A 25810-nucleotide genomic window follows, 5' to 3' on the forward strand; every position below is an offset into this window, starting at 1 on the left:
TCCTGCTCCAGCAACCTGATCCGCTTCCGAGCCTCGCGCAGCTCGGCGGACTCACTGCCGGCCACCCCGGGCTCGGCACCGGCGTCGACATCGGCCTGGCGCAGCCACTTGAACAACGTCATCGGGTGCACCCCGAAGTCCTTGGCGATCTGCTCGACGGTCACTCCCGCGTCGCGGTTACGAGCGACACGCACGACGTCATCGCGGAACTCTCGGGGGTAAGGCTTGGGCACAGCGACATCCTTCCAGCCCGCCCGACAGGGCAAGCCATCTCAGGTGTCACCTATTGGTGCAGCAGACCCTCCGCAGAGGGGTGAGCGATGGGTAGAAGGCACCCGCTCGACGCCGATGCCGAGTCGGGCGCCGTACGCACGGACGGCGGTGTTGCAGCCGCCGTCGGCCCACGCCTTGACCACGGTCGGATGGCGTGGTCAAGGGGACCAAACGTGTGTTCAAGACCGTCGCCCGCGACGCCTACGGCCTCCGCAACGCTGAAAACCAGCGCCTACGCACCCGCACTGCCGCCACCCGACGCCACCGCGGGCAACTCAACCCCGCTCAGGTTCGACGAGCCACGATAGTGGCGAAGCCAGGCTTGATCGTCGAACACGGGAACGGGCCCCATCCGCGAGATGTCTTTCATGTTCTGCATTCTGGTCGTCACCTCCGTTCGTAGGAGTTGCTGATAGTCACGCCCGAATCCAGAGAGTTCCTTGATCCGCTGCTGCAGAACACTGCGCTCGTTCTCGAGACTGCGGATCGCGTCCTGATGGCGTTGGCGAGCCGCCTCGTCGGACTGCTGGGCGCTTGCCTGCGCCTGCTGCACCAGTGCCTGCGCCTGCTGTAGCGCCTGCCCGATCAACTTGTCTGCCTCACGACGGGCATCATCGATGTGGCCGTCGGCCGTCTGCTGCGCCATCTCCAGCATTCTGGCGGTCTGGCCAACCTGCCCATCACCCTCGCAAGACGGCCCGCCCTGCGCGAGAGCCTGCCCCAGCTCGGCATGGAACAGGTCCCGGGTCCGTTCGGCGTCGGCCTTCTCAAGCATCATCTGCTGCAGTCGCGACCGCAGCTCCATCAGCTCCGCCAGATCAGCCGAGCCGGGCCTGTCTCCATCATGGATCGCCGAGCCTCGCGCGAGCCCTTGGCGCAGCGCCTCATTCTCCTCGATCAGTCGAATGATCTCCTGCTCGATCCGGTCGAGGAAGGCATCAACGTCCTCTTCGTCGTAACCCCTCTTGCCGATTGGCGGCTTCTTGAAGGCGACGTTGTGAATGTCGGCCGGAGTAAGTGGCATCTTAGCTCCCTAAAGTTCGCCCAGCGGTCCTGGCATCACGTCTGACAGCTATCCGAGCGGCGCGATCTGCGCCGCAGGCCATCAGTCGATCGAGCGGCTCTGGTCACGGACCATACCCTCGAATCCTGACAAAGCCCGCAGTTGAGATAGCCGGTGGCAAGTCTCGCGGATCGTCACCAACATCCCTGTCATCGAGCATCGTCCGCCGCCAGCAAGGCCGCTCTTCCATCGTGCTGCCGATCCCCATGTCCACCTGACACCCGTACGGGCCACAAGCCCTCCCCGTCTGCCTGCGGATCCAGGTTGGGGAACTGGCGCTCCGAGGGCGCGGGTCCGGTCGCCCCTCGGCACCCGGCAGCCCAGGCTAACCCAGGGGGTCGTCAGCCACTCACGCGTCCGCCCGCGTCACGGAATGGACCAACTTCGCAAAAGATCCCCAACCACAATTTCCGAGTCAGTCGAAGCGTGCGCTGCGGTGGGCGGCGAGGGGGCACCCGGACTTGCCGGGCGCCCCTCGTGGTCGCGGCACTCAGTGGCGGGACGAGGATCTAACCGGCGCCGGGGCGAGCGGCCGGCACTGCGGTGCCGGCTTCCGCCGGCCGCGCAGAACGGTCACCGCCGCCGCGATCGCGGCGGCAACGCCGACGCCGGTCCAGAGCAGCGGGTTAGTCCGCAGTTCCTCGGGCAATTGCTGGCCGAGGACGAAGACGCCCATCACCACGACGAACCAGCCGAACGACTTGCGGAGCAGATCGGCCGGAATCCGTCCGGCGAGCCGCCCACCGAGGAAGCTGCCGACCACGGCGGCCGCGGTGACCGCGAGCGCCAGCCCCCAGTTGATGTGCACGCTGGACAGGTAGCCGGCCAGGCCGGCGAACGACTTCATCGCGATGACCACCAGCGAGGTGCCGACCGCGACCGGCATCGGCAGGCCGCCCAGCAGGGCCAGGGCCGGCACCACCAGGAAGCCGCCGCCAGCACCGACCAGGCCGGTGACCAGGCCGACGACGATGCCGTCCAGGATCACCCGGAGCACCGGCAGCTCGTGCGGCACCGGCCGGCCCTCGGCGTTGCGCCGGCCGCGGATCATGGCGATCGCGGTGGCCAGCATCATGATCGCGAAGCCGGTGAGCAGGAATCCGGCCGGGATGTACTCCGCGAGCCGGCCGCCGGCGTAGGCGCCGGTCATCCCGGCGAAGCCGAAGACCAGTCCGGTGCGCCAGCGGACCCGGTGGGCCCGGGCGTGCGGAATGACGCCCACGGCGCTGGTGGCCCCGACGACGAGCAGGGAGGTGGCGATGGCCTCCTTGGCGGGCAGGTCGGCGACGTAGACCAGCAGCGGTACGGCGAGGATCGAGCCGCCGCCGCCCAGCAGGCCGAGGCTGACCCCGATGATGACGGCCAGTCCGATGGTCAGTGCCAGGGGCACGGTCATGCCCGCCCCGCGGTGCTCTCGCGCAACTGGCCGACGATGGTGTCCAGGTCGCAGCTAGCGCCCCGGTTGTACGGCAGTTTGCTCAGCATCATGCCCATCGCGCAGGTGTTGGTGACGGCGGCGAAGGTGAGGCCGGCGCCGATGAAGCCGGCGACCCACTTCAGGCCCGGCACGAACACCGAGCCCACGATGCTGGCCAGCACGATGGAACCGGCGACGAGACGGACCTGCCGTTCCAGGTCCCACCGGCGGGCGCCGTGCTTGATTGGCGCGTTCGCGGCCTGCCAGGCGAGCATGCCGCCGCCCAGGACCTTGAGGTTCGGCAGTCCGGCCCCGGCCAGGGCCTGCTCGGCCTGGGTGGCGCGGGCGCCGGAGCGGCAGATCAGCACCACGTCCTCGTCCAGGTGGTTACGCAGCTCCTCGCGGTGCTCCCTGAGCAGGTCCAGCGGGACGTTGTACGCGCCAGGGATGTGCAAACTCTCGAACTCGGCGGGGGTACGCACGTCAAGCAGTCGAGGCGCCCGGCCGGAGTCGATCAGTTCCCGCAGGCTGGCGGCGTCCAGGGTCGCGGGGCGAGCAGCTTCCGGAGTCGTCATTTCTCCTCATTCCAGTATGAATTGCCGATAGTGGGGCAGGAAACGCCGGGCCGGCGACGGGTGGCGCCAGCCCGGTGCCCACGGGTGGATCAGGTGCCGCTGGCCATGGCGACACCGGCCGCCTCGGCCTGGTCGAACCTGTCGTCGATCACGACGACCTCGCGGCCGGCGTTCGCCAGCAGCGACGCGGCTGCAGTGGCGCGGTAGCCGGAGCCGCAGTGAACCCAGACGGCGCCGGCGGGCACCTCAGCGAGCCGTTTGGGCAGGTCGGGCAGCGGGATGTGCACGGCGCCCTCAATGTGGCTGGTGCGCCACTCGTTGGTCATCCGCACGTCGAGGACCACGTCCGCGGCGGGCAGGCCGGCGGGGGCGTCGCCCGCCCGGGCGGCCGCCAGGGCCGGGAAGTCCGCCATTCGCAGCTCCCGCAGCTCCTGCGGCCCGGTCACCCACTGCTCCGGCTGGCCGGTGGCCTGCGCGGCGGGCCGGTCGATGCCGATCCGGACCAGCTCACGCTGGGCGTCAACGACCTGCTCCGGCGTCTCCGCGAGCAGGGTGATCGGTACGCCCCAATCGATCATCCAACCCAGCCAGGTCGACATCGGGCCGTCCAGCCCGAGGCTGACGGTGCCGGCCACGTGCGAGGTGGCATACGCCTTGCGGTGCCGCAGGTCCACGACCCACTGGCCGTCGGCGATCCGCTCGCGCAGTTGCGCGGAGTCGGCCCGGGTGACCGGTGTGAGGTTGACCGGCGCGGGGCCGGCGAAGTTGGCCACGCCCATGTGGGCGTAGTACGCCGGGTAGGCGCCGAGACCGGCGAGGGTCTCGGTCACGAACTCGTCAGCGGCCAGCTTGAGGACGGGGTTGGCCTGCTTCTCGCGGCCGACGGTCGACTCGGGCGCGTTGGACTGGCTGGCGGAGCAGAAGCTGCCGAACCCGTGGGTGGGCCACACCTGCGCGCCGTCGGGCAGCAGGTCGGCCAGCCGCGTGGCCGAGGCGTGCTGGTGGTACGCGAGCTCGTGGGCGTGCTCCTGGCCCAGCAGGTCCGTACGCCCAGTGGTTCCGAAGAGCAGCGAGCCGCCGGTGAAGACGCCGGCCGCCTGCCAACCGCCCTCGGTCGACTCATCGAGGACGTAGGACAGGTGGTGGAAGGTGTGACCCGGCGTGGCGATCACACGCAGTTGCATGGAGTTGGACACGGCAACGTGGTCTCCGTCGGAGACCGGCATGCGATCGAAGTCGACGTCGTCGGCCGCGGCCACCAGGTAGTGCGCCCCGGTCAGCCTGGCCAGTTCCAGTCCGCCGGAGACGTAGTCGTTGTGGATGTGCGTTTCCACGACATGGGTGATGCGCACCCCCTTCTCGCCGGCGAGGTACAGGATCCGGTCGATGTCGCGCTGGGGGTCGACCACGACGGCGACCTGCCCGTCGGAGGCGAGGTAGCTGCGGTCGCCCAGGGACGACGTCGCGATGACGAAAACCTCAGGTGCCACTTGCCTTACTCCTTCCAGAACCCATATACCCGGGGGGGTATAGTCGAGACAGCCTTGTCCCTTGTTCGCGTCGTGGGACGGTTAGTCGCCCACGCCGCACGAACGCGGCGTGGGTGCCAGTTGCGTCAGGCGAGAGCCAGGAAGAGCTTCTCCAGCTCCTCCTCGGTCATCTCCGGGGTCTCGCCGCGCTCGCGTGCGGCGTTGCAGTGCCGCATCCCGGACGCGATGATCTTGTAGCCCGCCCGGTCGATGGCCTTGGAGACCGCGGCGAGCTGAGTCAGCGCTTCGCGGCAGTCCTGGCCGCTCTCCATCATCTCGATGACCGCGTTCAGCTGTCCCCGAGCCCGCTTCAGCCGAGTCAGGGCCTCGCCAGTCATGTCAGGTCGAAGTTTCATCACGCCACCTTTCTCGCTCCACCATACCCCCCGGGGTAAGTCACATCCGGGGATACCCCCACGGGTATGCTGAACCGTGAAGGTTGCCGGTGCATTCCCCGCCATCAGACGGACACCGCGCGGCCCGTCGACGCCGCCACCAAGGAGGTACGCGCACAGCGTGCCGGCGCCGCAGGAAGTTCCCCGGCCCACTCCGGAAACAGCGGGCGCAGGGCTGCCGCCAGAGGGCTGAGCTCCAGCGGCGCGAGCGTGGCGATACCGGTGGCCAGGACCGCGTCAACGATCGGACCCAACGTGCACGGCTCCTGCAGGGGCGGGCAGGTCGCGGTCAAGGCGGTGAACCCGGTGCCAGTGGAGGAGGACAGGAATTCCTCGAGCAAGCGCGTCTTTCCGATGCCTGCCTCGCCCTCGACGAGCACCAGCGCCGGAGGCGTCGCGAGAACATCGCCGAGCCGGGCCAACTCCCCGTCGCGGCCGACCAGAGCCGGCGCCGAAACCGCAGCAGCGCCGGACGGCGCCTCGCCTCCCGCCGCCTCGGTCTGCATTCTCGTTCACCTCCGAACCGGATCCCCAACGATCTTGGCTGAAGAGGCGGTCGAGAGTAAACAGCTTGGCCCAAGTCCGGCGGCCCTCACGACCTCGCGAACCGTCGGCGGTAGAGGGAGCAGGGCCGTCATCGGACGTGAGGTGCCGGGGGGTAGTGCCCGTACGCCGCCGGGTGTTGTGCTCGGGAGGCCGGCGATCGCGCGGACGGTGGTGTCGAGAGACACGCGTCGTCCGTGGTAGCGGCCCAGGATCTACCGGCGGTGGGCGCGCCTCGTGTGAGGCACATCCTGTCGGCATCGACTCCGCAATCTAGCGGCTGGTCGTGGCGGCGCCCTTCCGCACCCATCGGGCGATGGCGCAGTAGTCCGCATCGGTCAGACCGCGGCCCGGATCCACGCGGCGCAGGAGTGCGGGAGCATCGTAGTTCGTCGCTACCCACATCCGGTCGACATGCGCGATCTCGTCATCTACCCAGACGAACCGCCGTCCTGCGGCCCACTCGACGAGGCGGCGCGTCTTCCAGTGCAGCCGACTGTTGTCGCCTTCGTCGTCCGGCCAGTCGACGATGGGGAGCTGAGGCAGGCCGAGCCGCGGTGCGAGCACCTCGTTCGCCTCGGCCATCCAGGTCGTGGCCCAGACCAGATCGCAGGGCAACGCGGCCAAGCGACGACCGTGTTCGGGGTTGAGCCCGGCCAGCAACGGGTTAGCGCCATCGTCCCGGCTGTCGCGCGGCGCCGGCGAACGGAAGGAGCGTTCCGTCCACGTCGAGGAACAGCAACGGACGATCGGTCACAGCGCCTTGCCGATTCCCCGGCTCGCTGTCGGACGAAACTCGTGGACGACCTCGATCAGCCCGACGATGTGCCGGTTGAACTCGTCGAGTTCCTCAGCGGGCACCCACAGCTCAAGGATGTCGCGGCCGCCGACCTGCCGGACCGGGTAACGGGAGGCGAACACGCGGTCGACCTCGAACCGGGTGACGTAACCGACGCCCGAAGCGGGAACGTTCCAGTCCCGGGCGATCATGATCGCGTACTGCTCGTTGAGAACCGGGTAGAAGATCGGCTGGTCGGGCAGTCGCGGCGGCCACGCCTGCCAGCCGGAAGCGCGCACGAGTTCGAGCTCCTCGGGGCCGGTCGGCCGCCACAGGGTCATCGTCTCGGCCACCGCGGCACTCCTTCCTGGCCGGCGCAGAGTACCGGCCGGCCCACGACGTGGACCAGCCGGTTTCCACCTTCAGCGTCGTACCGGCCGGTCGAAGCCGAACTGCCGGGCGGCTTCGCGCTGCCGCTGGTCAGGCAATGCTGGCGGCGATGTCCTCAAGCGATCCGTGGTCCTGTGGGTCAAGGAAGCGACGGGCCGGTGAGCGTGGCCGCCTTCATCGCTTCCCAGAGGACCGATGATGGTGTGCCGCACGCGCTGGCCTGCCGGGCTCTGGGGGTGTCCGAGTCAGTTCTACAATCGGTGCCGCTGGCACTCCGTCTGCGACTGGCGATCACCCATCGACCACGAACGGTCAGAGACCCGCGCACCGGAGGCCCGGTCCGCGTAACGACGTCCTCCACGATTCCAGGGGATTGACAGGCCATCTCGCCAGTCGGATTCAGCTTCCTCTCGATGGCGGCCCTTCGCCTGACGCCCCTCGAACAACATGACCTGATCCGGCGGGCCGCGAGCGGTCGATGCCCGACCGCTGGTCGACGATGACACGCCAGTTGTGCCGAAGGCCCACCGCAGCGCACCTGTTCCGCTGCGGTGGAGCCGTCGCCGCCGGCACGCCGGTCCTCGTCGAGGAGCACGTCGAGGAGATGCTGTCCCTGCCCGTCGAACTGGTTGGCCGGGGCGTCCTGTTCGCGCTGCACGTGCGAGGCGACTCCATGACTATGGCGGGCATCCGCCGACGGCGATGTCATCATGGCGTGTCAGCAGGCGGCCGCCGACAACGGCGGCCTCATCGCCGCCATGATCGACGGTTTGTACTCCAACGTCACTTGATCTTGACGCGGCAGTCTCAAAGATTATCCGGCGGCGGTCCGACGAGGGGTTCGCCGATGCCCGGCAGCTACGGCTGCGTGGACGAAGGCCACCTCCCCAGCGTGCGCACCGCAGTCGAAGACACCGCGGCCAGTTCGGGCTGCGCAGGCAGAAAGACCGTGGGGACACCCAGCGACTGGTTCATCGCGGCGAGCTGGTACTCGGTCCAAAGGTCGGTGGTGTTACGCACGCCGCGGACGATCACTCCTGCTTCATGGCGACGGCAGTAGGTGGAGGTCAACCCGCTCCAGGCCGCAACGGTGACGGAGGTCCACTCGACCGGCAGAACGGCCCGAACAGCGGCCGCTCGCTCCTCTTCGTTGGTGCCCGGATGCTTGACGCTGTTGACCGCGACGAGCACGATCACTTCGTCGAAGAGGTCGCGTGCCCGGTTCACCACATTCAGATGCCCGGGAGTGAAGGGATCGAAGCTGCCGGGGTAGACGGCTCGCACGCGTACGCGACCGGGGGTGCGTGCTATCGAACGTGGCCCTGCCGATGGTTCGGGTGTCACGGCCGCAAGACCCGCTGCGCATCGCGGATGACCTGTTCAGAGGCCAGTGGGGCCCAAGAGGCGAACAGTTCCCGGACGTAGGTGCCGTGCCGGTCCCCCACCGCAGGATCGTGCTCGATGACGTCCAGTTCGTTGACGATGCTCAGGTCCATGAGTTGCCCCCGGGATGCGCGAGCTGCTCAGCCCCATGCCGGCGGAGCCAGACCCGCACGCCTTTGTCGGTGCTCATGACCCGACTGTAGGTATCGGCGGTCGGATTCGCTGGCCCCTGGGTGTGGGCAATATGTCACAGCGCCGTGGATACGTCTGGCACTCGCCTGGCTGAGGGTCGGCGAACCCCAGCACCTCAACGCCATCTGGTTCCGGCGTTGGGCGTGGCACGAGCATGAGGACGGCCACCCCGTTGAACATCGATGAGATGTGAGGACATACCCGATGATCCCCGGGCCGGGCCGGCGCCGATGACGGCGACCCGTGCGGGATTGCACATGGTCGGGTTTCTCACTCGCGTACGTGATCCTGCAAAAGCGTTCTTGCGGTTTGGAAGGCGTCGGCGCGTGTGGCGCCGACGAGGCCGATGCAGCCGCGTTTGGCCCAGCCGGTGACGTAGAGTCCCGGCTCGCCGATCACCGCCCCGGCGCGATGCGGAACAGTGCGGGTATCGGGGTCGAAGGGCACACCTGGCAGGGGTGAAGCGGCATAGCCGATGGCGCGGTAGACGGCCTGGACCTCGTGGTCCTCGTAGTCACCGGAACCGGTGATGTGCCCGTAGCCGTCGGGAACGGCGCGTTCGGTGCGCAGCCCTTGCACCCGGTCGACGCCGAGAACGGCTGCGGGGATCCGGTAGAAGTGCAGGTGGACGCGCCGCGACGCGGCCCGTGCGGCAGCGGGGATCCGCGACCAGGCTCGCAGGGTGTCGACGACCTTCCGGGTGGGCGCGAACTGCCGGGTCATCCGCTCCATGTGCAGATCGGGGGCCAGGTCGGCAGGGTCAACAATGACATCGACGTCGTCCTGGTCACCGAGCTCGCCCAGCTCCGTAGGGCTGAAGCGGGTGTCGGCCGGGCCGCGGCGCGCGAACAGATGGATGTCGCGGACCGGGCTGGCGGCGAACTCGTTCAACACGTGCAACGGGATGCCGGTACCGGCGAGGGCGTACGCGGGCTTGCTCAGCATCCGGATCACATCGAGGGCGACGTTGCCGGCGCCGATCACGGCGACGGACTCCGCTCGCAGCGCCCACGTCGGCGACGCGTCGGGGTGGCCGCCGTACCAGGCGACGAAGTCCGCCGCCCCGAAGGAGCCGGGCAGCCCGAGGCCGGGCAGCTCGACGGGGACGTCCCGCCGGGCGCCGGTGGCGATGACGACCGCGTCGTAACGGTTGCGCAAATCGCGCACCGTGGCGTCGGTGCCGATCTCGATACCGCAGAAAAGCTGGGCGCCGCTGCCGGCGAGCACGGCACGAAGCTCGCCGGTGAGCCGCTCGACCCGGGCGGGATGGTCCGGGGCGATGCCGTGCCGGACCAGGCCATACGGGGCGGGCAGCCGCTCGAAGATGTCGATCCGCGTCCCGGGTGCGAGCTCGCTCAACGCACCGGCGGCGTGGACACCGGCCGGGCCGGCGCCGACGATCGCCACGGACAACTCGATCGTCACTCCGTCTCCCGCGGTGGCAGCGCGGCCACGAACGCATGGTCACGCGGGATGGGCCCGACCCGTCCGGCCGCGCCTGGAGACCCCAGTTCGTCGAAGAACTCGGCGTTGACGGCCCGGTAGCCCTTCCACTCGACGGGCAGATCACGCTGGTACCAGATCGCTTCGACGGGGCAGACCGGTTCGCAGGCTCCGCAGTCGACGCACTCGTCGGGATGGATATACAGCATCCGATCGCCCTCGTAGATGCAGTCGACGGGGCATTCGTCGACGCACGCCTTGTCCTTCAGATCCACGCAGGGCAACGCGATCACGTAGGTCACGGCGTGAACGCTAAAACCTCAACCGCACTTCACCTCAACCACTTGAGCTCAACCAGGGTTCAAGTTTTAGGGTCTCCGGGTGCCACCAGAGCAGCCTGCGGGCCCGGATGATCTGCTCACCGTCGGCGAGGTCACTGCTCGTACCGGGCTGCCCGCCTCCGCACTACGGTTCTACGAGGACAAGGGGCTGATCGCCGCCGAGCCCAGCCCCGGCAATCAGCGCCGCTACCGGCGCCATATGCTGCGCCGCATCTCTCTTGTCCTCGCCGCCAAGCGGCTCGGCGTCTCGCTCGCCGACGTCGCTGCGATCTTCGCCACGCTGCCGGCCGGTCAACCGCCAAGCCAGCACGACTGGCACCGCGTGTCGCGTATGTGGAAAGGCGAGCTGGAAGCCCGGCGGCGCTACATCGGGAACCTCGAGCGCGAGCTCACCGGCTGCATCGGGTGCGGCTGCCTCTCCATGCGGTCATGTGGGATGCGCAATCCCGGGGATCGGCTTCGCTATCAGGGCCAGGGACCGGTACGCCTCGACGAGAAGGGTGGGCAGGACAGCACCGGCTTGACCTGAAGTCCGGTTGAAATGTCTAGCGTCCTTGTTGTGGATCAACGAATCGGCGTCGCGGAGCTGATGAAGGGTGCCTTCCGCCGCTATCCGACGGGGGTACCGGGCATCAGCGCGGCCGGACCGGACGGTCCGGCAGGGCTGACGGCGCCATCACGCCAGGGGTTTCGTCACTACACCGTTGTTGCCGGAAGGAATCTGATGAGGCTGTCATCTCTGCTGCGCCCGCGGACCACCGCGAGCGCCCACTGCGACCTGCCCTGCGGGGTCTACGACCCGGCCCAGGCCCGCATCGAGGCCGAGTCGATCCTCGCGATCAGCAAGAAGTACCAGGACAACACCGACCCGGAGTTCCGCACCCGTTCGCTGATCATCAAGGAGCAGCGCGCCGAACTGGTCAAGCACCACCTCTGGGTGCTGTGGACCGACTACTTCAAGGCGCCACACTTCGAGAAGTACCCGCAGTTGCACGGCCTGTTCAACGAGGCCACCAAGCTGGCCGGTGCCAGCGGCACGAAGGGCGCCGCCGACCCGGCCGTCGCCGAGCGGCTCCTCGCCAAGATCGAGGAGATCGCGAGCATCTTCTGGGAGACCAAGCAGAGCTGACACGTGGGTGATCGGGTGGCGTCCTGCCACCCGGTCCCCGCGCAACACGTTCAGGAGGGTGTATGCCGTCTCGCACCGATCTCATCGAGAATGTGATGAGCCGTTTCCCACAGGTACCGCACGAGGCGGTCATCAAGGAGGACCTGCTGCGCGGCGGGCTCGCCTTCGACGACTCGGCGCTGACGGACAACGAGAACGGCGACGTCAAACCGAAGTCGTACTTCATTTTCTCCTTCGACCACCGGACCCTGCCGGAGCTGGGCACGGCCGCGCTGCGGCGGCCGCCGGAGGAGATCGTGCTCACCGGCGGGCCGTACGGGCTGCGGCGGACGATCGTGTCGGTCCGCACCAATCCTGCCTCGCCGTACCGCGTCAAGACCGGCGACGACGGACGGATGCAACTATTCCTGGACGGCAAGCCGATCGCCGACGTCGGGCTGCCGCCAATGCCCGCGTACTACCAGCAAACGCTGGCCAACGGGAAATCGGTGATGGAGGTAGCCCCGACGATCCAGTGGGGTTACCTCATCTATCTGACGGTCTTCCGGGTCTGCCAGTACTTTGGCGCCAAGGAGGAGTGCCAGTACTGCGACATCAACCACAACTGGCGGCAGCACAAGGCGGCCGGGCGCCCGTACACCGGGGTCAAACCCGTCGACGAGGTCCTCGAGGCCCTGGAGATCATCGACAGGTACGACACCGAACGTGCGTCCCAGGCGTACACGCTCACCGGCGGCAGTATCACTTCCAAGGTCGACGGGCGCGCTGAGGCCGACTTCTACGGCCGGTACGCCCAGGCGATCGAGGAACGGTTCCCGGGGCGCTGGCTCGGCAAGGTGGTCGCGCAGGCCCTGCCCCGCGCCGACGTGCAGCGCTTCAAGAACTACGGCATTCAGATCTACCACCCCAACTACGAGGTGTGGGACAAGCGCCTGTTCGAGCTCTACTGCCCCGGTAAGGAGCGCTACGTCGGCCGCGAGGAGTGGCACCGCCGCATCCTCGACTCGGCCGAAGTCTTCGGGCCGCGCAACGTGATCCCGAACTTCGTGGCCGGCGTCGAGATGGCCGCCCCGCACGGCTTCACGACCGTGGACGAGGCCATCGCGTCCACCGCCGAGGGCCTCCAGTACTTCATGTCGCGCGGCATCACCCCACGCTTCACCACCTGGTGCCCCGAGCCGACCACGCCGCTCGGCCGCACCAACCCGGAGGGGGCGCCGCTGGAGTACCACGTCCGGCTGCTGGAGGTCTACCGCGCGACTATGGAAGGCAACGGCCTCTCCAGCCCGCCCGGATACGGGCCGGCCGGACCCGGCCAAGCCGTTTTCTCCGTCAGCTCGTTCATGGACAACCTGCCGAGTGGGCGTTCGTGATGACAGACTCCCCTGTCGCCTCGAACGACCAGGAGCCGGCATTTCTGCCGACCTCTGTCGCGCTGGAGGCCGCGGTATCCCGTGGCCGTCGAGCTCCATCGCCGCTGCTCGGACCACCACCCGGCGCAGGCCGAGGCGATCCTCTCCAGGCAGTCCGCCGTTCACCAAACCGCGGACGTCGACCACGACATCACCGCCGCGATGCGGGCCGTCCTAGCCACCTCTGGACGACGTTGGACTGGCAGACCAGGTACCTCCGAGCCTGGATGGTCCACCCGGCACAGGGCATTCCGCTGAGGCTTTCAACCACCTCGCGTAGGTACCCCTCGCGGGCAAGATGGAAACAGGCCGCGTCGATGTCCTCATCGCTGTGGCCGTCATCTGCGGCTTCGTCGAGGAACCGGCGGATGCGCCAAGCATCGAACGCTTCAACCTCGCCTTCCCGAGGCAACTCTCGGCGCGAACGGACCGCTGCCAGAAGATCCGCGATGTCCGCGACGGGGAACAAATCGACGAGCAGCCGACCATGCATCTCGCGCAGGGCAGCGGCGAAGCGCCGGCTACAACGATAGGCTGCGTCGATGCGCCTGGCCGTCCTCGGACCACCCGGCTCCGATCGGGAGACCATCGCCGGCTCCATCGCCGCGAGCCTCGGCGTTCCCTGCCTCAGCCTGACGGACGCCGTCCAGGCCGAGATGCGGGCGAAAACCCCTGCCGTGCTCCAGGCCCTACAGCATATGAACGCTGGCGAACTCGTACCAGACCAGGTTCTCCTGTCCATGATCCGTAACCGCCTCGCCTGGCCCGACGTCGCCGCTGGCTTCGTCCTCGACGGCTTCCCCAACCATGCCGTCAGCGCGGTGGCGCTCGATGCCGTGCTGTTCGACCTCGGCACACCCATCGACCGAGCGATCGACCTCGTCCTGCCCGACGCCGAGGTCCTTCGCCGCCTGGCCGGCCGTCGCACCTGCCGCGGCTGCGGCAGAACCTGGCACACCGAGTTCGCCGCCCCAGCACGCCCCAACGCCTGCGACCGCTGTGGAGGCGAACTGTTCCAGCGCCACGACGACAACCCCGACCGCATCGCCGCGGGCCTGCAGTCCTACCGACCAGCCGCGGCAGCCACTCTCAGTCACTACCGCGCATTAGGCAAGCTGACCTCCATCGACGCCACCCTCACACCGGCGGAGATCACCGCCAAGACACTCGCATGACCCGAGGCCCAGACAGCAGCATCGCCACCCGCGCTTCTGTGTCGATGTACTCGACTCGGGCTCAGAGAGCTGCCACCTGATCCTGCGGTAGATGGTCCGGCGGCGGCCCACACGCCGAATGCAGGTGATGGATGCACGTGCCGTGGAGGGAGGACTGCCGATTGACGACGAGTGCTGACGACCTGTTCGCTGCACGTCTCGCCTTCCCGGTGGGCGACCGGGTGCGAGGAACCGTGAGTGCCGTCCCTATGGGCGCGGGACGGGCAGGCGTGCTGGTGGACCTTGGTCAGCCGCCGCAGGGGTGGGTCGACGTCCTACACCTGCCGGATGATCCGGCCGACTGGCCCGCGGCCGACAAGGCTGGGCTCTTCGAGGTGTTGCAACACCGGCCCGGCCAGGTGCGGCTGTTTCCGTTGGACGCCGGGATGCGAGGTCGTCGGACCCGCTATTCGCGCTGGTCAGGTGAGGAATGGGCCGCGATCAGCAGACGGTACTCCGAGGGCGGAGTTGTCGTGGGAACCGTCACCAACGTTTTTCCAGGCAACCGCGAGTACACAGTCGTGTTCGACGACTGCTGGTCGGCGGTCGAGTATGAGGACAATGCGCCGCCGGTCGGCTGGACCGGCCCGTTCCGCGTGACCCGTCTGCTGGAGTGGACCCACCGAATCCTGCTAACGCCGGCGACGTAGGGGCGCCATGAGAGTGCACCGAGCGGGCCGCGACGTCGACCGCGTCGCTTGATGGTTCCGGCTTCCGTGTGTTCCAGCAGGCCGACTGGCTCTGGCGGACATAACGCCTGGGTGGAGTGGCCCTTGAGGGTGCGGACCTCGATGGTCGACGGTGACGTGGTGTTGCGCCCGTACAACGCTGAGCGGACTCTCCAAACCTGTTCCGGGTGCTGGATGACCCGATCGTCTGGCTGCACATCCCTGGAGGACCATCCATTTCGGAGTATCGGGGCGACGGTGCCTGGCCCGGGCCCTGTACCGTGTGACGCACTCTGGCAGACCCGCCCGGCGCCCTCGGCCCGGGCACATGACATCTGACGTGAGGGCGCGCATGACGGCCGCCGACTTCGGCGTCGACCCGACCACCGCGACCAGTCCGGAGCAGTACGTCAGGCTGCTGCGTCGCGTCCGCGACCAGTCCGGCCTCGCCTATCGCGAGATCGCCCGCCGCGCGCAGCGCAACGGGGACGTGCTGCCGGCGAGCACCCTGGCGACGATGCTGGGCCGGTCGACGCTGCCCCGCCGCGATCTGGTGTCGGCACTGCTGCGGGCCTGCGACGTGCCGGACGACCGCGCGACAGCGTGGCTGGCCGTCTGGGGCCGGCTGGCCTCCGCCCGTACGGCGGCGACGCCCCCGACGGCCACGCGGGCGCGCTCCTCGGGCCGGCCCGGTCACTCCCCGATCGGTCCGGCCGCGCGCGTCACCGGTCCGAGCGGCCCGGTCGGCGGGCCGGACACCACGGGTGTCGGGCCGACATCCCACCCGCAGCGCTCCGCCGCCCTACGCCTGATTCCCGCAGGTGGCGGGACCGGGTCGGCCGGCCCGGAACGGGGGCGGGTCGCCGCGTCCGGCGGCGGCCGGGACCGGGCCGTACTACGGGGGCTGTCGTGGCCGGCGGCAAGCGAGCCGCCGCCGGTGGAGAGCGGGTCGGGGACACCGGTCCCCTATCAACTGCCACCTGCGCCCCCGATGATGACGGGCCGCTCGGCGGAGGTCGGCCAACTGCTCACGGCCACGGAGACCGACGCCGCGGTGTGCCTCGTCGAAGGTGCCGGCGGGGTCGGCAAGTCCGCGCTCGCCCTGCACGTCGCGCACCGGATCGTGGGACGTTACGACGGCGGTTGCCTCTACGCGGACCTGCGCGGGGCCACCGACGGCGTCGCGGCCGCCGAGCCCGCGGACGTGTTGGGCCGGTTCCTGCGGGCGCTGGGCCTGCCCACCGTCCCCGCCTCGCTCGACGAGGCCTCGGCGTTGCTGCGCACGTGGACCGCCGGACGGGGCGTGCTCGTGGTGCTGGACAACGCCGCATCGGCGGCGCAGGTCCGACCGCTCCTGGCCAGCGGGACCGGATGCACCACGATCGTCACGAGCCGGTGGATGCTCCCCGACCTCGACACGACGGCGCGAATCCGCCTCGGCCCGTTACCCGACGACGAGGCGCTCGCCCTGCTCACCGGGCTCACCGGCGCCCACCGCGTGCAGGCGGAGCCCGCCGCGGCCGCGACGGTGGTCCGCCGGTGCGGCGGGTTGCCGCTGGCGTTGCGAATCGTCGGCGCCCGCGCCGCGGCCCGGCCGGACGCCTCGCTGACCGGCCTCGCCGAGCGGATGGACGACGAGGGCATGCGGTTGGACGTCCTGGAGGTCGGTGACCTGTCCGTACGGGCCAGCCTGCACCTGGGCTACCAGGTGTTCGGGGACGCGCGGCAGGGCGGACGCCGGCAGGCGGCCCGCCTCTTCCGGCTCGCCGCGCTGCCCGACTGGACGCACCTCACGCCGTACGGCTGCGCGGCACTGGCCGACCTGCCGGTGACCGTCGCCGAGCAGGCCCTGGACGCGTTGGCCGACGCGCACCTGATCGAGTCGGCCGGTGGCGGCGGATACCGGTTCCACGACATCGTCCGGCTCTACGCCCGGGAGCGGGCGCAGGCGGTGGACGACCCACACCACCGGGAGGCGGCCCTCGGTAACCTCACCGCGTGGCTGCTCGCGGCCACCACCCGCGCGGCGCGGCTGCTCTACCCCGACGACCGGTTCGGCATCGACGAGCCGACCGGCCCGACTCGACCCGGCCCGCCCCTCGCCGACGCGGCCGACGCGTGGACGTGGTTCGAGCGGGAGCACACCAACCTGTTGCTGGTGGCCGGCCAGCAGGCGACGGCGGGACGGGCCCTCACCGAGGTCCGCGACCTGGCCCTTGTGGCGGTCAAGTTCCTCGACTACGCCGGGCACATCGCCGAGCAGCAACAGTTCGGCCACCTCGCCGCCTCGGCGGCGAGCCGATGTGGCGATCGCTCGGGCGAGGCCGCCGGGCTCAACATCGTCGCCGTCGCGCTACTGCGCCAGGGCCGGCTCGACGAGGCGATCCCCATCCTCGAGCGGTGCCTGGCCGTCCAGCGCGAACTCGGCGACCGGAGCCGGGAGGCCGCCATCCTGAACAACCTCGGCAACGCCCTGCGCGACGGCGGCGACCTGACCGGCGCCCTGAACCACCTGCGGGCCGCCCTGGTCATCCGGCGGCAACTCGGCCACCGGCACAAGGAGGGGTTGGTGCTCGACAACCTGGCCCTGGTATACCAGCGCCTCGGCGACCACGCCCGGGCCGTCGCCTGCCACGAGGCGGGACGCGCCGTCGCCGACGGCGGCACCGATCCGTTGCGCGAGGCCCAGGCGCTGGTCAACTTCGCCGAGACGCTGCACGCTGGCGGTGACCACCGGGAGGCGATCGCTCGCGCGACCGAGTCACTGGAGATCTGCCGACGCTACGAGCACCGGCGGGGCATCGGCTTGGCGCTACAGGTGCTCGGCAACGCCCACGCGGGCCTCGGACACCACGCCGTGGCGCGCCGGCACTGGCGGGAGGCCTTGGGCCGGCTCGACGGGCTGGACCCGCAGGCGTGCACCCGCCTCCGCGCCGCCCTGGCAGCGGACCCGACTGCCTGACCGCCGCTGGCGGGCAGCGCGGTTCCGGGTGTCGACGCCACCCCGGGGCGCTTCCGCCCACGGCCTCACGACGCGCGTCTGGCGGCTGCCGGGCGGGCGCTCGCCGTGCTCAGCAGCGTATCCGTGGTGCCAGCCGGACGTCGGCGGGGCCGGCGCGGTCCAGGTAGGTCGATTCGGCGAAGGCCAGGAAGCGTTCCGCGTCGGCCGCGGTCGAGGCCAGACCGAAGGAGACGCGTACCGCTCCGCCGGTCGGCAGCCGCAGCGCGGCGAGATGCTGGTCGATCGTCCCGGCGTGGGCGAGGTTCGTACGGCGCAGCGAGCGGCGGCTGATCCCGAAGGCGGCCTCGGCCGCGCCCGGGTTGCAGAAGCAGCCCGTACGCAGGGCGAAGCCGGCCGCCGACGATTCGAGCGCGACGAGCCGCTCGTCAACCAGCGAGCCGTCCGGGTAGCGGAAGTTGAACGCCACGGTGCCACCCCGGGCGTCGCCCGTCGACGGCCCGTAGACGTGGACGAGCGGCCGGCCGTTGCGGTGTCGCAACGCGGTCAGCCGCTCCAGCAGCCACCCGGTGAGCAGGCCGACGCGGGTGTGGACGAGGTCGACGCCGATCGAGTCGAGCCAGCGCAGCCCGAACTCCACGTCGGGGAGGCTGAGGAAGTTCAGCGTGCCGTCCTCGAACCCCGACTCGTCCCCCATCGGCTGGTGCCAGTCGCCCTGGACGCTGACCGCCCGGATGGTGCCACCGGCGAACCAGGGTCGGCGCAGCCGGGCCAGCGCCCCGCGCCGGGCCAGCAGCGCCCCCACCCCGGTGGGGTAGCCGAAGAGCTTGTACCAGATCAGGCAGACGAAGTCCGGCTGCACGACGCTCAGGTCCAGCCGGTTCGTCGGGGCGAAGGCGGCGGCGTCGAGCAGCACGTCGTACCCGCGCTGCCGGGCCAGTTCCACCCACGAGAGCGGATGCTGCACGCCGGTGAAGTTGCTCTGTGCCGGGTAGGCGAAGAGCCCGGTGGGGCCGGACCTGCGCCGCCGGCTACGGCCGCCCGCCCCGCCTCGGCCGGCGGCCAGCGCGGCGATCACGTCGGACTCGGCCACCCGCAGGTCGGGCCCGGCCAGCGGCACGTAGCGGACCGGCGCGCGGGCCGCGCGGGCGTACTCCCGGATGCCGTTGACGGAGTTGTGGTTGTCCCAGGTCAGCACGAGCGGGCGGCCGCGGCCGAAGACGTACGCCTCGCCCACCAGGCGGCAGGCGCCACTGGCGTTCGGGGTGAAGACGACCACGTACTCGCTGGGGTCGGCGCGGAAGAAGTCGAGCACCGCGCGTCGGGCCGAGGCGAGCAGTGCGCCGGTCGTCTCGGAGGTGGCGTTCTCCGAGTGTGGATTGCCGTACGGGCCGGCGAGCAACCGGTCGTGGTGGGCGGCGACCTGTGCCCGTGCGGCCACCCCGGCCCCGGTGTAGTCGAGGTAGACGCGTCCGTCGCGGTCGAGGTGCCGATACTCGGTGGCGCGTAGGTCGTCGATCCGGGCGGTGCTCGCGTACGCGGCGGTCGCGGCGATGCGCACGCCGGCCGGTGCCGGAGACGCGTGTCCCTCAGCCATGAGGTGGAGTGTGGTCGGACCGGCCCAGAGCGCGCCTGTCGAGTTTGCCGTTGGGCAGGGTGGGCAGCCGCTCCAGCCGCTCGAAGGCGGTGGGTACAGCCACGGCGGGCAGCCGGTCGAGCAGGTGCGCGCGCAAGGTCCGCTGAGGCACCGGTTCGGCGCAGACCACGTACGCGACGCCCTGGTAGGGGACGGCGACGCCGGCGAGGAGCACCGCCGGGTGGGACATCAGGGCGTGCTCGATCTCGGCCGGTTCGATGCGCATGCCGCCGACCTTGAGCTGCTCGTCGACGCGTCCGTGGTAGCGGAGCAGGCCGTCGGCGCCCAGGCTGACCCGGTCGCCGGTGCGGTAGACCGGTCCCCCGGACACCACCCCCGGCGAGGAGATGCACAGCTCGCCGTCGTCGATGGAGATCGTGGTGCCGGGGATCGGCCGGCCGATGGGGACGGGGTCCTCGCCCGGCGCGCACCTGTGCACGGTGCTCCAGACGGTGCACTCGGTGGGGCCGTACTCGTTGTAGAGCGTCGCGTGGGGCATCCGCTCGTGATGCAGGTCGACCAGGCCGGGCGGGCAGCTCTCCCCCGCCACGATCACGGTGGTCAGGCTGGGCACCGGCGAGCGCAGCACCAGCCGGTACAGGGACGGCACCATCAGGGTGTGGGTGGGCCGGTGCACGGTGCCGGCCCGGACCAGCGCCCGCACGTCGAACGGCCGGTCGCTCGGGATGACCAGTGTGCCCCCGGTGCACAGCGTCCAGTAGATGCCCGCCACGGAGCTGTCGAACGAGATGGAGGAGCACAGCAGGAACCGCTGCGGCGCACGACCGTAGTACTCCAGCCGGGCGCCGGTCGAGTAGCTCAGCGCCGCCCGCGACACCGTGACCGCCTTCGGCACGCCGGTCGAGCCGCTGGTGAACAGCGTGTACGCGTCGGGCCCGTCCCGCCAGCCGGAGCGGGCCGGGCGCAGCGACGCCAGCAGGCTCTCGGTGAGTGTCACCCGGGCACCGCTGCCCGCGGCCATCAGCTCGCGGCGCGCCGCCGGGAAGGCCGCGTCGACGGGGACGTAACGTGCTCCCGCCCGCAGTACGCCGAGCATGGCCACGACGGCCCAGCACGACAGCCGGGTGTGCACGATCACCGGCTCCCCGACGGCCACGCCCCGCTGCTGGAGATGGAGGGCGACCGCGCCGGACAAGCCGTCCAGGTCCGCGTACGTCAGGGCCTGCTCGCGATCCATCACGGCCGGCGTCTCCCGGCGGGAGCGCAGCTGAGCGGCCAGCGCCTCGGTGATCATCGTCGCCCGGCCACGACCGGCATCCGCTTGATCCCGCCCAGCCAGGTCGACCGTACGCGCTCGACCTCGCCGGCCGGCTCGAAGGACGCGAAGGTGGCGAAGAGTTCCTCGAAGAAGACGCGCAACGTCAGTCTGGCGACGGCCGCTCCCAGGCAGTAGTGCCGCCCGTCCCCGAAGGCCAGATGCCGGTTCGGGTGGCGGTCCAGGTCCAGCGTGTCGGGGTCGGGGAAGACGGTCTCGTCGCGGTTCGCCGACCCGAGCCACACCACGACGGCGTCGCCCGCCGCGACGCGTACGCCGCCGACGGTGGTGTCCCGGGTCGCCAACCGCATGAAGTGCCCGGCGGGGGAGGTGAACCGCAGCGCCTCCTCCACCGCGCGGCCGACCCGCTCGGGTCGCCGGGCCCACTGCTCGTAGCGGTCGGTGCGGATCAGCTCGGCCAGGGCCGCGCGGGGCACGTGCGGGATGGCGGCGCTGCCGCCGAGGAGCAGGCTGTAGCAGTTGGCGACGATCGCTCCGGGGCGCAGCGGCATGGCCCCCAGCAGGTCCACCAGGTCTCCGCGTGGGCGCCGACGGTGTTCGAGCACCAGGTGGAGCAGGTAGGCGAAAAGTTCCCGGTGCCCGCGGTCGAGGGTCGCCGACGGGCCGTCGGGCAGCGCGACGTCCGGGTCGTGCTCGGCCACCGACATGGACACCCACCGGGCCAGGGCGGGCCAGTCCGCGGCCGGGATGCCCATCAGCGGCCCCAGGAAGGCCAGCGGCAGGGCGGAGGTGAGCTCGGCGAAGTCCAGGGCCCCGGCGGCGGGGCGGAGCATCTGCCGGACGAAGGAACGGATGGCCGGCGCGTGCCGCGCCACCGCACGTGCGGTCATCTGCCGTTGCAGCGGCCCCCGGATGAGGCCGTGCCGCGGCGGGTCGGTCGCCGCGAACTGCTGGTTCTGCGCCGGCTCCGCCCGGCCGAGCATGGTGAGCATCACCCCACCGGTGGAGGTGAACCTGGCGTGGTCGGCCAGGACGGTCCTGGCGTCGGCGTAGCGGGTGACCGCCCAGAAGCCCGGCCTGCCCTCGACCGGCTGCCATCCGATTGGATCCCACCGGCGCAGCGTCCGCCAGGCGGCGTGCGGGTCGCCGGCGCCGTGCAGGGCGGGGTCGGCGAGGTCGATCCGGCCCGGTGGCCGGATCCGGAGGCAGGGCGCGGTCCTCATGCGGCCAGCACCTCGTCGACCAGTTCGGCGATGGTCGGCTTGAGGAACAGCACCGCGGCGTCGACCTCGACGCCGAGCTGCTCGTAGAGGTCCATCAGCAGGTCGGCGGCGAGCAGCGAGTCGCCGCCGAGGGCGAAGAAGTCGTCCTCGACGCCCACCGGCGTGACGTTCAGCTTCTCGCTCCAGAGCCGGGTCAGCATCGACTCAAGCTCGCTCCGCGTCGGCACGGACATCCTCCCAACTGTCGATGAATCGCCGGGTCAGGGCCTGCATCTCGGTCTCCCGGTAGGAGCGGCGGTACCGCAGGCAGGCGGTGTAGCCGCCGCCCGCACCCGGCTCGAGCCAGAACGCCAGCCCGTTGACGGGCAGCACCGGCCCGCCCAGCCCGAGCCCGGCCGGGATCGTCAGCGGCTCGATCCCGGTGCCGTCGGGCACCTGGATGACCTCGAACTGGGCCAGAGCCGGTCCGCCTTCGGCGAACAGCGCGTCGGCCTGCGGCACCGCGTCCAGCAGCACCGGAAACGGAATCTCGTGGGCGTACGCCTCGGCGAACGCGCGGTGCACCGCGCCCACCGTCGGCGTGCCGAGCCGCACCGGCAGCACGTTCATGTACAGCCCCACGGTGTCCCAGTCGGACCGCTGCCGGCCGTGGGTCAGCACCGGGACGACCGCCTCGCCCGGGCACAGCGGGCCGAGGGCCCGCGCGTACGCGGTGAGCAGGACGACGAATGGCGTGCTGCGCACGGTCCGGGCGACCGCTGCCGCCTGCTGCTGGGTGATGCCGCTCGGCGTCCTGATCTCGGCCGTGCCGGTGTCGCCGCCGGGGTCCGGGGCCAGGGTCGGCACGTCGGCCAGCATCCGACGCCAGAACGGCAGGGACCGGTTCACCCGCCTAAGCGCGGGGGAGGACACGCTGGCGTGGTAGGCGGGGGCCGGGCCGGTCCCCGGTTTCATCACCTCGCGGAGCAGCAGCCGCATGGACCACGGGTCGGACACGGTGTGGTGCGCCACGAGAAGCAACTCGCGGCCGGCCAGGTACGCCCAGAGCAGGCACCGCGCGTCGGGCGGGTACCGGCCGGCGGCGGCCGCCGCCCACACGTCGTCGACCGTTCGCAGCGGCACCGGCCCCTTACCGAGTACGGGATGCCGGGCCAGGAGCGCGTCCAGGGCTCGGCGCAGGGCTGCCGGGTCGGGCTCGGCGGGCAGCCGTGCCCCGCCCAGCGCGACGAACCGGTCGATGTCCGCCGGCCCGCCCGCCCAGGACAGAATGTGCTGCGCGTATGGCTGGTCATCCACCTCGTACACCTCCCATGGCCTTTCCGGCCGGGTCGACCGGCGACCGCCCGTGCGGCGCCGGGAGTCTCGGCGGCGGCTGCTCGCCGTCCGGCGTGCCGGCCTCGTCCGGCAGGTCGCGCCACCGCCGCAGCGGCGAGAAGTAGAGCAACAGACCGGACGCCCACACTCCGGCGGCGGCGATCCACAGCGTCGGGCGCACCCCCAGCCAACTGCCCAGCAGTCCGCCCGTCAGGGCGCCGACCGGCATCACCCCGAAGATCACCCACCGGACCGACGCGGTCATCCTGCCCAGCAGGTCCGGCGGGCAGACCCGCTGCCGGTAGCTGACCGCCGCCGCGTTGTAGATGGCGAACACCGCACCCAGCCCCGCCATGCCGGCCGTGTAGGCGATCGGACCCCAACCGGGCTGGGCGGCCGGTACGAGCAGCACCGTCCAGCCGAGCCCCAGTGGGGCGATCCAGATGATCCGGGCCGTGCCCACCAGGCGCGCCAGCCGCGCGGAGACCAGGCCGCCGCCGATCCCGCCCAGCGTGGTGAGCGCCAACACCACACCGACCATGTGCTCGCTCAGGTGGAGGTCACGCACGAGGTACAGGACCGCCAGCGCGAAGATCATCTGGCTGAAGAGGTTGAGCGAGGCCGAGGCCGCCACCAGTCTGGGCATGATCGGGTGGCGGAACACGAAGGAGAGCCCGGCGCCCAGCTCCCGGCGGAAGTTCCGACGCCGCGCCACGGCCGGCGGTTGCTCTGGACGGCGGAGCAGCATGAGGGACACGGCGTTGACCACGTAGGCGAGCGCGTCGATGCCCGCGGTACGCGCCACGCCCACCGCCGACACGAGTACGCTGCCCACGCCGTATCCGGCGATCCGCGAGACCGAGTACGTGGTCGTCAGTTTGCCGTTGGCGTCGAGTAGCTGGTTGCCGGCGACGACCGACGGCAGGAAGCTCTGGTGCGCGGTCTCGTACAGCACGGTGCAGACGCTGGACAGCAGCGCCACGATCCACAGCTGCGCCATCGTGACCCAGCCGGCCCACGCGCCGATGGCGACGGTGGCCACCAGCCCGGCCCGCACGAGGTGACAGGCCACCATGACCCGTCGTTTGCGCATCCGGTCCACCCACACCCCGGCGGGCAGGGAGAGGAACAGGTAGGCGATCATCCGGGTGGCGCCGAGGACGCCGACCTCGACGGCGGAGGCGTCCAGCACGGTGACGGCCAGCAGCGGAATGGCCAGCATCGAGACGGCGTCGCCCACCTCGCTGAGGGTCCGGCCCGACCACAACACCATGAAGTCACGGTGTCGCCACAGACTGTCCCTCATGCCGGGTCCTCGACCGCGCGCAGCAGGAGGTCGGTCATGGTGGTCAGGAAGCGTTCCACCTCGGCGCGTCCGTACCCGCTGCGCATCACCCGCATGGTGAGCTGCACGCAGGGGTGTACCCAGGCGATCAGGTAGAAGCTGGCCCCACTGTAGGCGCGGGGCGGAAGGAACTCGACACGCCGGGGCGTCACCTCGGACGGCGCGGGGTCGGCGTCGGCGGGGGCCGGGATGAAGGTGAAGAAGCTGCCGTGGTCGAAGTCCATGGGCGCGACGGCGAACGGGTCGTACACGCCGTGCTGCATGGCGCGCACCGCCGCGACGTTGACCTCGCGGGCCATCGGGCGCAGCGGCCCGTCGGGGTCGCAGGCGGCGGGCATGGGCACCCACTGGGTCATCGACGACACCAGGTGCCGCACCGTGGGATCCAGCCGGTTCGCGGCCAACTGCCACAGCAGTTGGTCCGTCCGGCCCGTGGTCGCGACCAGCGCCTGCGCGTAGACGGTGAGCAGCAGGGTGGGCACGGTGACCTGCAGCCGCCGCGCCGCGTGGCGAACCGCGCCGTACGGGATGCCGGTGTGCGCGCGAGCCCGCACCAGGGAACCCCGGGACACCGGAACCCGCGGTGCGGCGGCGACGATCCGCCGGCGGTACTCGCCGGCCGCGGTCAGCCTGGCCCGGAAGCCGTCGGCGCGCTGGAGTTCGGCCACCTCGCGGGGCGCGGGGGCGTCGGCGAGGCGGTCACCGCGCAGCAGGGCGCGCAGGTCGGACTCCAGGATCCGCACGGCGGCGCCGTCGGCCGCGAGGTGGTGGATCACCAGATGGACCCGCGGCGGTCCACCGTCGTCGGGATTGCGCACCCAGGCCCGCCACGCCGGCTGGGCGGCCAGGTCGAACGGCTCCCGTACGGACGCCTCGGCGAAGCGCACGAGCGGGTCGCGCAGGACCACCTGCCGCACGGCGTCGGGCTCGTCCGCCGGCCGGTAGACGGTGCGCAGCGACTCGTGCCGCACCGCCAGCGCGGTGAGCGCCTGGCGTACCTGCTCCTCGGTGGTTCCGGCCGGAACCGGCCAGACCACGTCCTGGTTGGACTCCCAGAGTTGCTCCGGAGGGCGCACCGAGAGGGCTCTCCACATGGAGAGCTGACCCATGGTGAGCGGGTGGCCACCCTGACCGCGCATGACTCCTCCAGCGTCGAGGGGGTGGGTGGTCACCCGCGGTGACCACCCACCGTGGTTCACGGATCTCAGGCAGTGCAGTCGTCCTTCCGCATCGCCCGCACCTCCTCTCGTGAGAGCGGTCGGCTTCCTCCGGCGGTGAGGTCGGAGCCGGAGGCACGTCGCCGACGTGATGGAACGTCAGGGTCAGGTCCAGCTGACGCCACGCTTGCGGA

The 25810-nt window shown here is 70.7% G+C and carries 26 protein-coding genes and 1 pseudogene; 6 read left to right on the forward strand and 21 right to left on the reverse strand.

The features are described 5' to 3' along the window. The 13 genes and pseudogenes from AB0G14_RS28445 to fdxA form a co-directional block, all read right to left on the reverse strand. Nucleotides 1-194: transposase (locus tag AB0G14_RS28445; protein WP_357702573.1), on the reverse strand; the 194-nt coding region annotated here is incomplete at its 3' end. Between the two features lie 311 nt (nt 195-505). Then, nucleotides 506-1297, reverse strand: coding sequence for a DivIVA domain-containing protein (locus tag AB0G14_RS28450; RefSeq protein WP_357702575.1), 792 nt, complete (start codon nt 1295-1297; stop codon nt 506-508). Nucleotides 1298-1826: 529 nt separating this feature from the next. After that, nucleotides 1827-2732 (reverse strand): sulfite exporter TauE/SafE family protein, encoded by a 906-nt coding sequence (locus AB0G14_RS28455; protein WP_357702577.1) that lies wholly within the window; start codon nt 2730-2732, stop codon nt 1827-1829. Then, complete coding sequence (locus tag AB0G14_RS28460) at nt 2729-3328, reverse strand: rhodanese-like domain-containing protein (RefSeq protein ID WP_357702579.1); 600 nt, start codon at nt 3326-3328, stop codon at nt 2729-2731. The genes AB0G14_RS28455 and AB0G14_RS28460 overlap by 4 nt, the downstream gene beginning before the upstream one ends. 89 nt (nt 3329-3417) lie before the next feature. Further along, nucleotides 3418-4818: an MBL fold metallo-hydrolase gene (locus tag AB0G14_RS28465; protein WP_357702581.1), complete on the reverse strand. Its 1401-nt coding sequence runs from the start codon at nt 4816-4818 to the stop codon at nt 3418-3420. A 125-nt stretch (nt 4819-4943) separates the two neighbouring features. After that, the gene (locus tag AB0G14_RS28470) at nt 4944-5213 is read right to left on the reverse strand and encodes a metal-sensitive transcriptional regulator (protein WP_357702583.1); all 270 of its coding nucleotides are present in this window, start codon (nt 5211-5213) and stop codon (nt 4944-4946) included. Nucleotides 5214-5317: 104 nt separating this feature from the next. Beyond that, the gene (locus AB0G14_RS28475; protein WP_357702585.1) at nt 5318-5758 is read right to left on the reverse strand and encodes an AAA family ATPase; all 441 of its coding nucleotides are present in this window, start codon (nt 5756-5758) and stop codon (nt 5318-5320) included. Nucleotides 5759-6068: 310 nt separating this feature from the next. Further along, nucleotides 6069-6552, reverse strand: a pseudogene (locus AB0G14_RS28480) (HAD domain-containing protein). Further along, nucleotides 6549-6926, reverse strand: a complete 378-nt coding sequence (locus AB0G14_RS28485) for an ADP-ribosylation/crystallin J1 (protein WP_357702587.1) — start codon at nt 6924-6926, stop codon at nt 6549-6551. The pseudogene AB0G14_RS28480 and the gene AB0G14_RS28485 overlap by 4 nt, the downstream one beginning before the upstream one ends. An 895-nt stretch (nt 6927-7821) precedes the next feature. After that, nucleotides 7822-8247, reverse strand: coding sequence for a pantetheine-phosphate adenylyltransferase (coaD, locus tag AB0G14_RS28490; RefSeq protein ID WP_357702589.1), 426 nt, complete (start codon nt 8245-8247; stop codon nt 7822-7824). 56 nt (nt 8248-8303) lie between these two features. Further along, a complete protein-coding gene (locus AB0G14_RS28495) occupies nt 8304-8459 on the reverse strand; it encodes a hypothetical protein (RefSeq protein WP_357702591.1) in 156 nt (51 codons plus the stop codon). Nucleotides 8460-8808: 349 nt separating this feature from the next. Then, nucleotides 8809-9963 carry an FAD-dependent oxidoreductase gene (locus AB0G14_RS28500; protein ID WP_357702593.1) on the reverse strand — a complete coding sequence of 385 codons (1155 nt, stop codon included), beginning with the start codon at nt 9961-9963 and terminating at the stop codon, nt 8809-8811. Then, complete coding sequence (gene fdxA / locus AB0G14_RS28505; RefSeq protein ID WP_357702595.1) at nt 9960-10283, reverse strand: ferredoxin; 324 nt, start codon at nt 10281-10283, stop codon at nt 9960-9962. The genes AB0G14_RS28500 and fdxA overlap by 4 nt, the downstream gene beginning before the upstream one ends. 79 nt (nt 10284-10362) lie before the next feature. Between fdxA and soxR the strand changes: the two genes are divergently transcribed. From soxR to AB0G14_RS28520, 3 genes are all read left to right on the forward strand, one after another. Further along, nucleotides 10363-10851: a redox-sensitive transcriptional activator SoxR gene (gene soxR, locus AB0G14_RS28510; protein WP_357702597.1), complete on the forward strand. Its 489-nt coding sequence runs from the start codon at nt 10363-10365 to the stop codon at nt 10849-10851. 195 nt (nt 10852-11046) lie between these two features. Next, nucleotides 11047-11451 (forward strand): superoxide dismutase, Ni, encoded by a 405-nt coding sequence (sodN, locus tag AB0G14_RS28515; RefSeq protein WP_357702599.1) that lies wholly within the window; start codon nt 11047-11049, stop codon nt 11449-11451. Nucleotides 11452-11546: 95 nt separating this feature from the next. Beyond that, nucleotides 11547-12824, forward strand: coding sequence for a radical SAM protein (locus tag AB0G14_RS28520; protein WP_357702601.1), 1278 nt, complete (start codon nt 11547-11549; stop codon nt 12822-12824). Between the two features lie 190 nt (nt 12825-13014). Here AB0G14_RS28520 and AB0G14_RS28525 read toward each other — a convergent pair whose 3' ends face one another. Next, nucleotides 13015-13356 carry a hypothetical protein gene (locus AB0G14_RS28525; RefSeq protein WP_357702603.1) on the reverse strand — a complete coding sequence of 114 codons (342 nt, stop codon included), beginning with the start codon at nt 13354-13356 and terminating at the stop codon, nt 13015-13017. Between the two features lie 49 nt (nt 13357-13405). Here AB0G14_RS28525 and AB0G14_RS28530 point away from each other — a divergent pair, with 49 nt between their 5' ends. From AB0G14_RS28530 to AB0G14_RS28540, 3 genes are all read left to right on the forward strand, one after another. After that, the gene (locus tag AB0G14_RS28530; protein WP_357702605.1) at nt 13406-14038 is read left to right on the forward strand and encodes a nucleoside monophosphate kinase; all 633 of its coding nucleotides are present in this window, start codon (nt 13406-13408) and stop codon (nt 14036-14038) included. Between the two features lie 161 nt (nt 14039-14199). Further along, a complete protein-coding gene (locus tag AB0G14_RS28535) occupies nt 14200-14727 on the forward strand; it encodes a hypothetical protein (RefSeq protein WP_357702607.1) in 528 nt (175 codons plus the stop codon). Nucleotides 14728-15085: 358 nt separating this feature from the next. Further along, nucleotides 15086-17707: a tetratricopeptide repeat protein gene (locus AB0G14_RS28540; RefSeq protein WP_357702609.1), complete on the forward strand. Its 2622-nt coding sequence runs from the start codon at nt 15086-15088 to the stop codon at nt 17705-17707. Between the two features lie 109 nt (nt 17708-17816). On the opposite strand, the gene AB0G14_RS28545 is transcribed toward AB0G14_RS28540, so the two are convergent. The 7 genes from AB0G14_RS28545 to AB0G14_RS28575 are packed head-to-tail and all read right to left on the reverse strand — an operon-like array spanning nt 17817 to nt 25598. Beyond that, on the reverse strand, nt 17817-19301 hold the full coding sequence (locus AB0G14_RS28545) for an aminotransferase class V-fold PLP-dependent enzyme (protein WP_357702611.1): 1485 nt from the start codon (nt 19299-19301) through the stop codon (nt 17817-17819). After that, nucleotides 19294-20595: an amino acid adenylation domain-containing protein gene (locus tag AB0G14_RS28550; RefSeq protein ID WP_357702613.1), complete on the reverse strand. Its 1302-nt coding sequence runs from the start codon at nt 20593-20595 to the stop codon at nt 19294-19296. Before AB0G14_RS28550 ends, AB0G14_RS28545 begins: the two co-directional genes overlap by 8 nt. Beyond that, the gene (locus tag AB0G14_RS28555) at nt 20592-21800 is read right to left on the reverse strand and encodes a cytochrome P450 (RefSeq protein ID WP_357702615.1); all 1209 of its coding nucleotides are present in this window, start codon (nt 21798-21800) and stop codon (nt 20592-20594) included. Before AB0G14_RS28555 ends, AB0G14_RS28550 begins: the two co-directional genes overlap by 4 nt. Next, a complete protein-coding gene (locus AB0G14_RS28560; protein WP_350708107.1) occupies nt 21797-22033 on the reverse strand; it encodes a phosphopantetheine-binding protein in 237 nt (78 codons plus the stop codon). Before AB0G14_RS28560 ends, AB0G14_RS28555 begins: the two co-directional genes overlap by 4 nt. Continuing rightward, nucleotides 22005-23096: a hypothetical protein gene (locus AB0G14_RS28565; RefSeq protein ID WP_357702618.1), complete on the reverse strand. Its 1092-nt coding sequence runs from the start codon at nt 23094-23096 to the stop codon at nt 22005-22007. The genes AB0G14_RS28560 and AB0G14_RS28565 overlap by 29 nt, the downstream gene beginning before the upstream one ends. Then, nucleotides 23089-24420 (reverse strand): MFS transporter, encoded by a 1332-nt coding sequence (locus AB0G14_RS28570; protein WP_357702620.1) that lies wholly within the window; start codon nt 24418-24420, stop codon nt 23089-23091. Before AB0G14_RS28570 ends, AB0G14_RS28565 begins: the two co-directional genes overlap by 8 nt. Then, nucleotides 24417-25598 carry a hypothetical protein gene (locus tag AB0G14_RS28575; protein ID WP_357702622.1) on the reverse strand — a complete coding sequence of 394 codons (1182 nt, stop codon included), beginning with the start codon at nt 25596-25598 and terminating at the stop codon, nt 24417-24419. Before AB0G14_RS28575 ends, AB0G14_RS28570 begins: the two co-directional genes overlap by 4 nt. Nucleotides 25599-25810: the final 212 nt, after the last annotated feature.

It is taken from the genome of Micromonospora sp. NPDC023814 (genome assembly GCF_040639595.1).
GTDB lineage: Bacteria > Actinomycetota > Actinomycetes > Mycobacteriales > Micromonosporaceae > Micromonospora.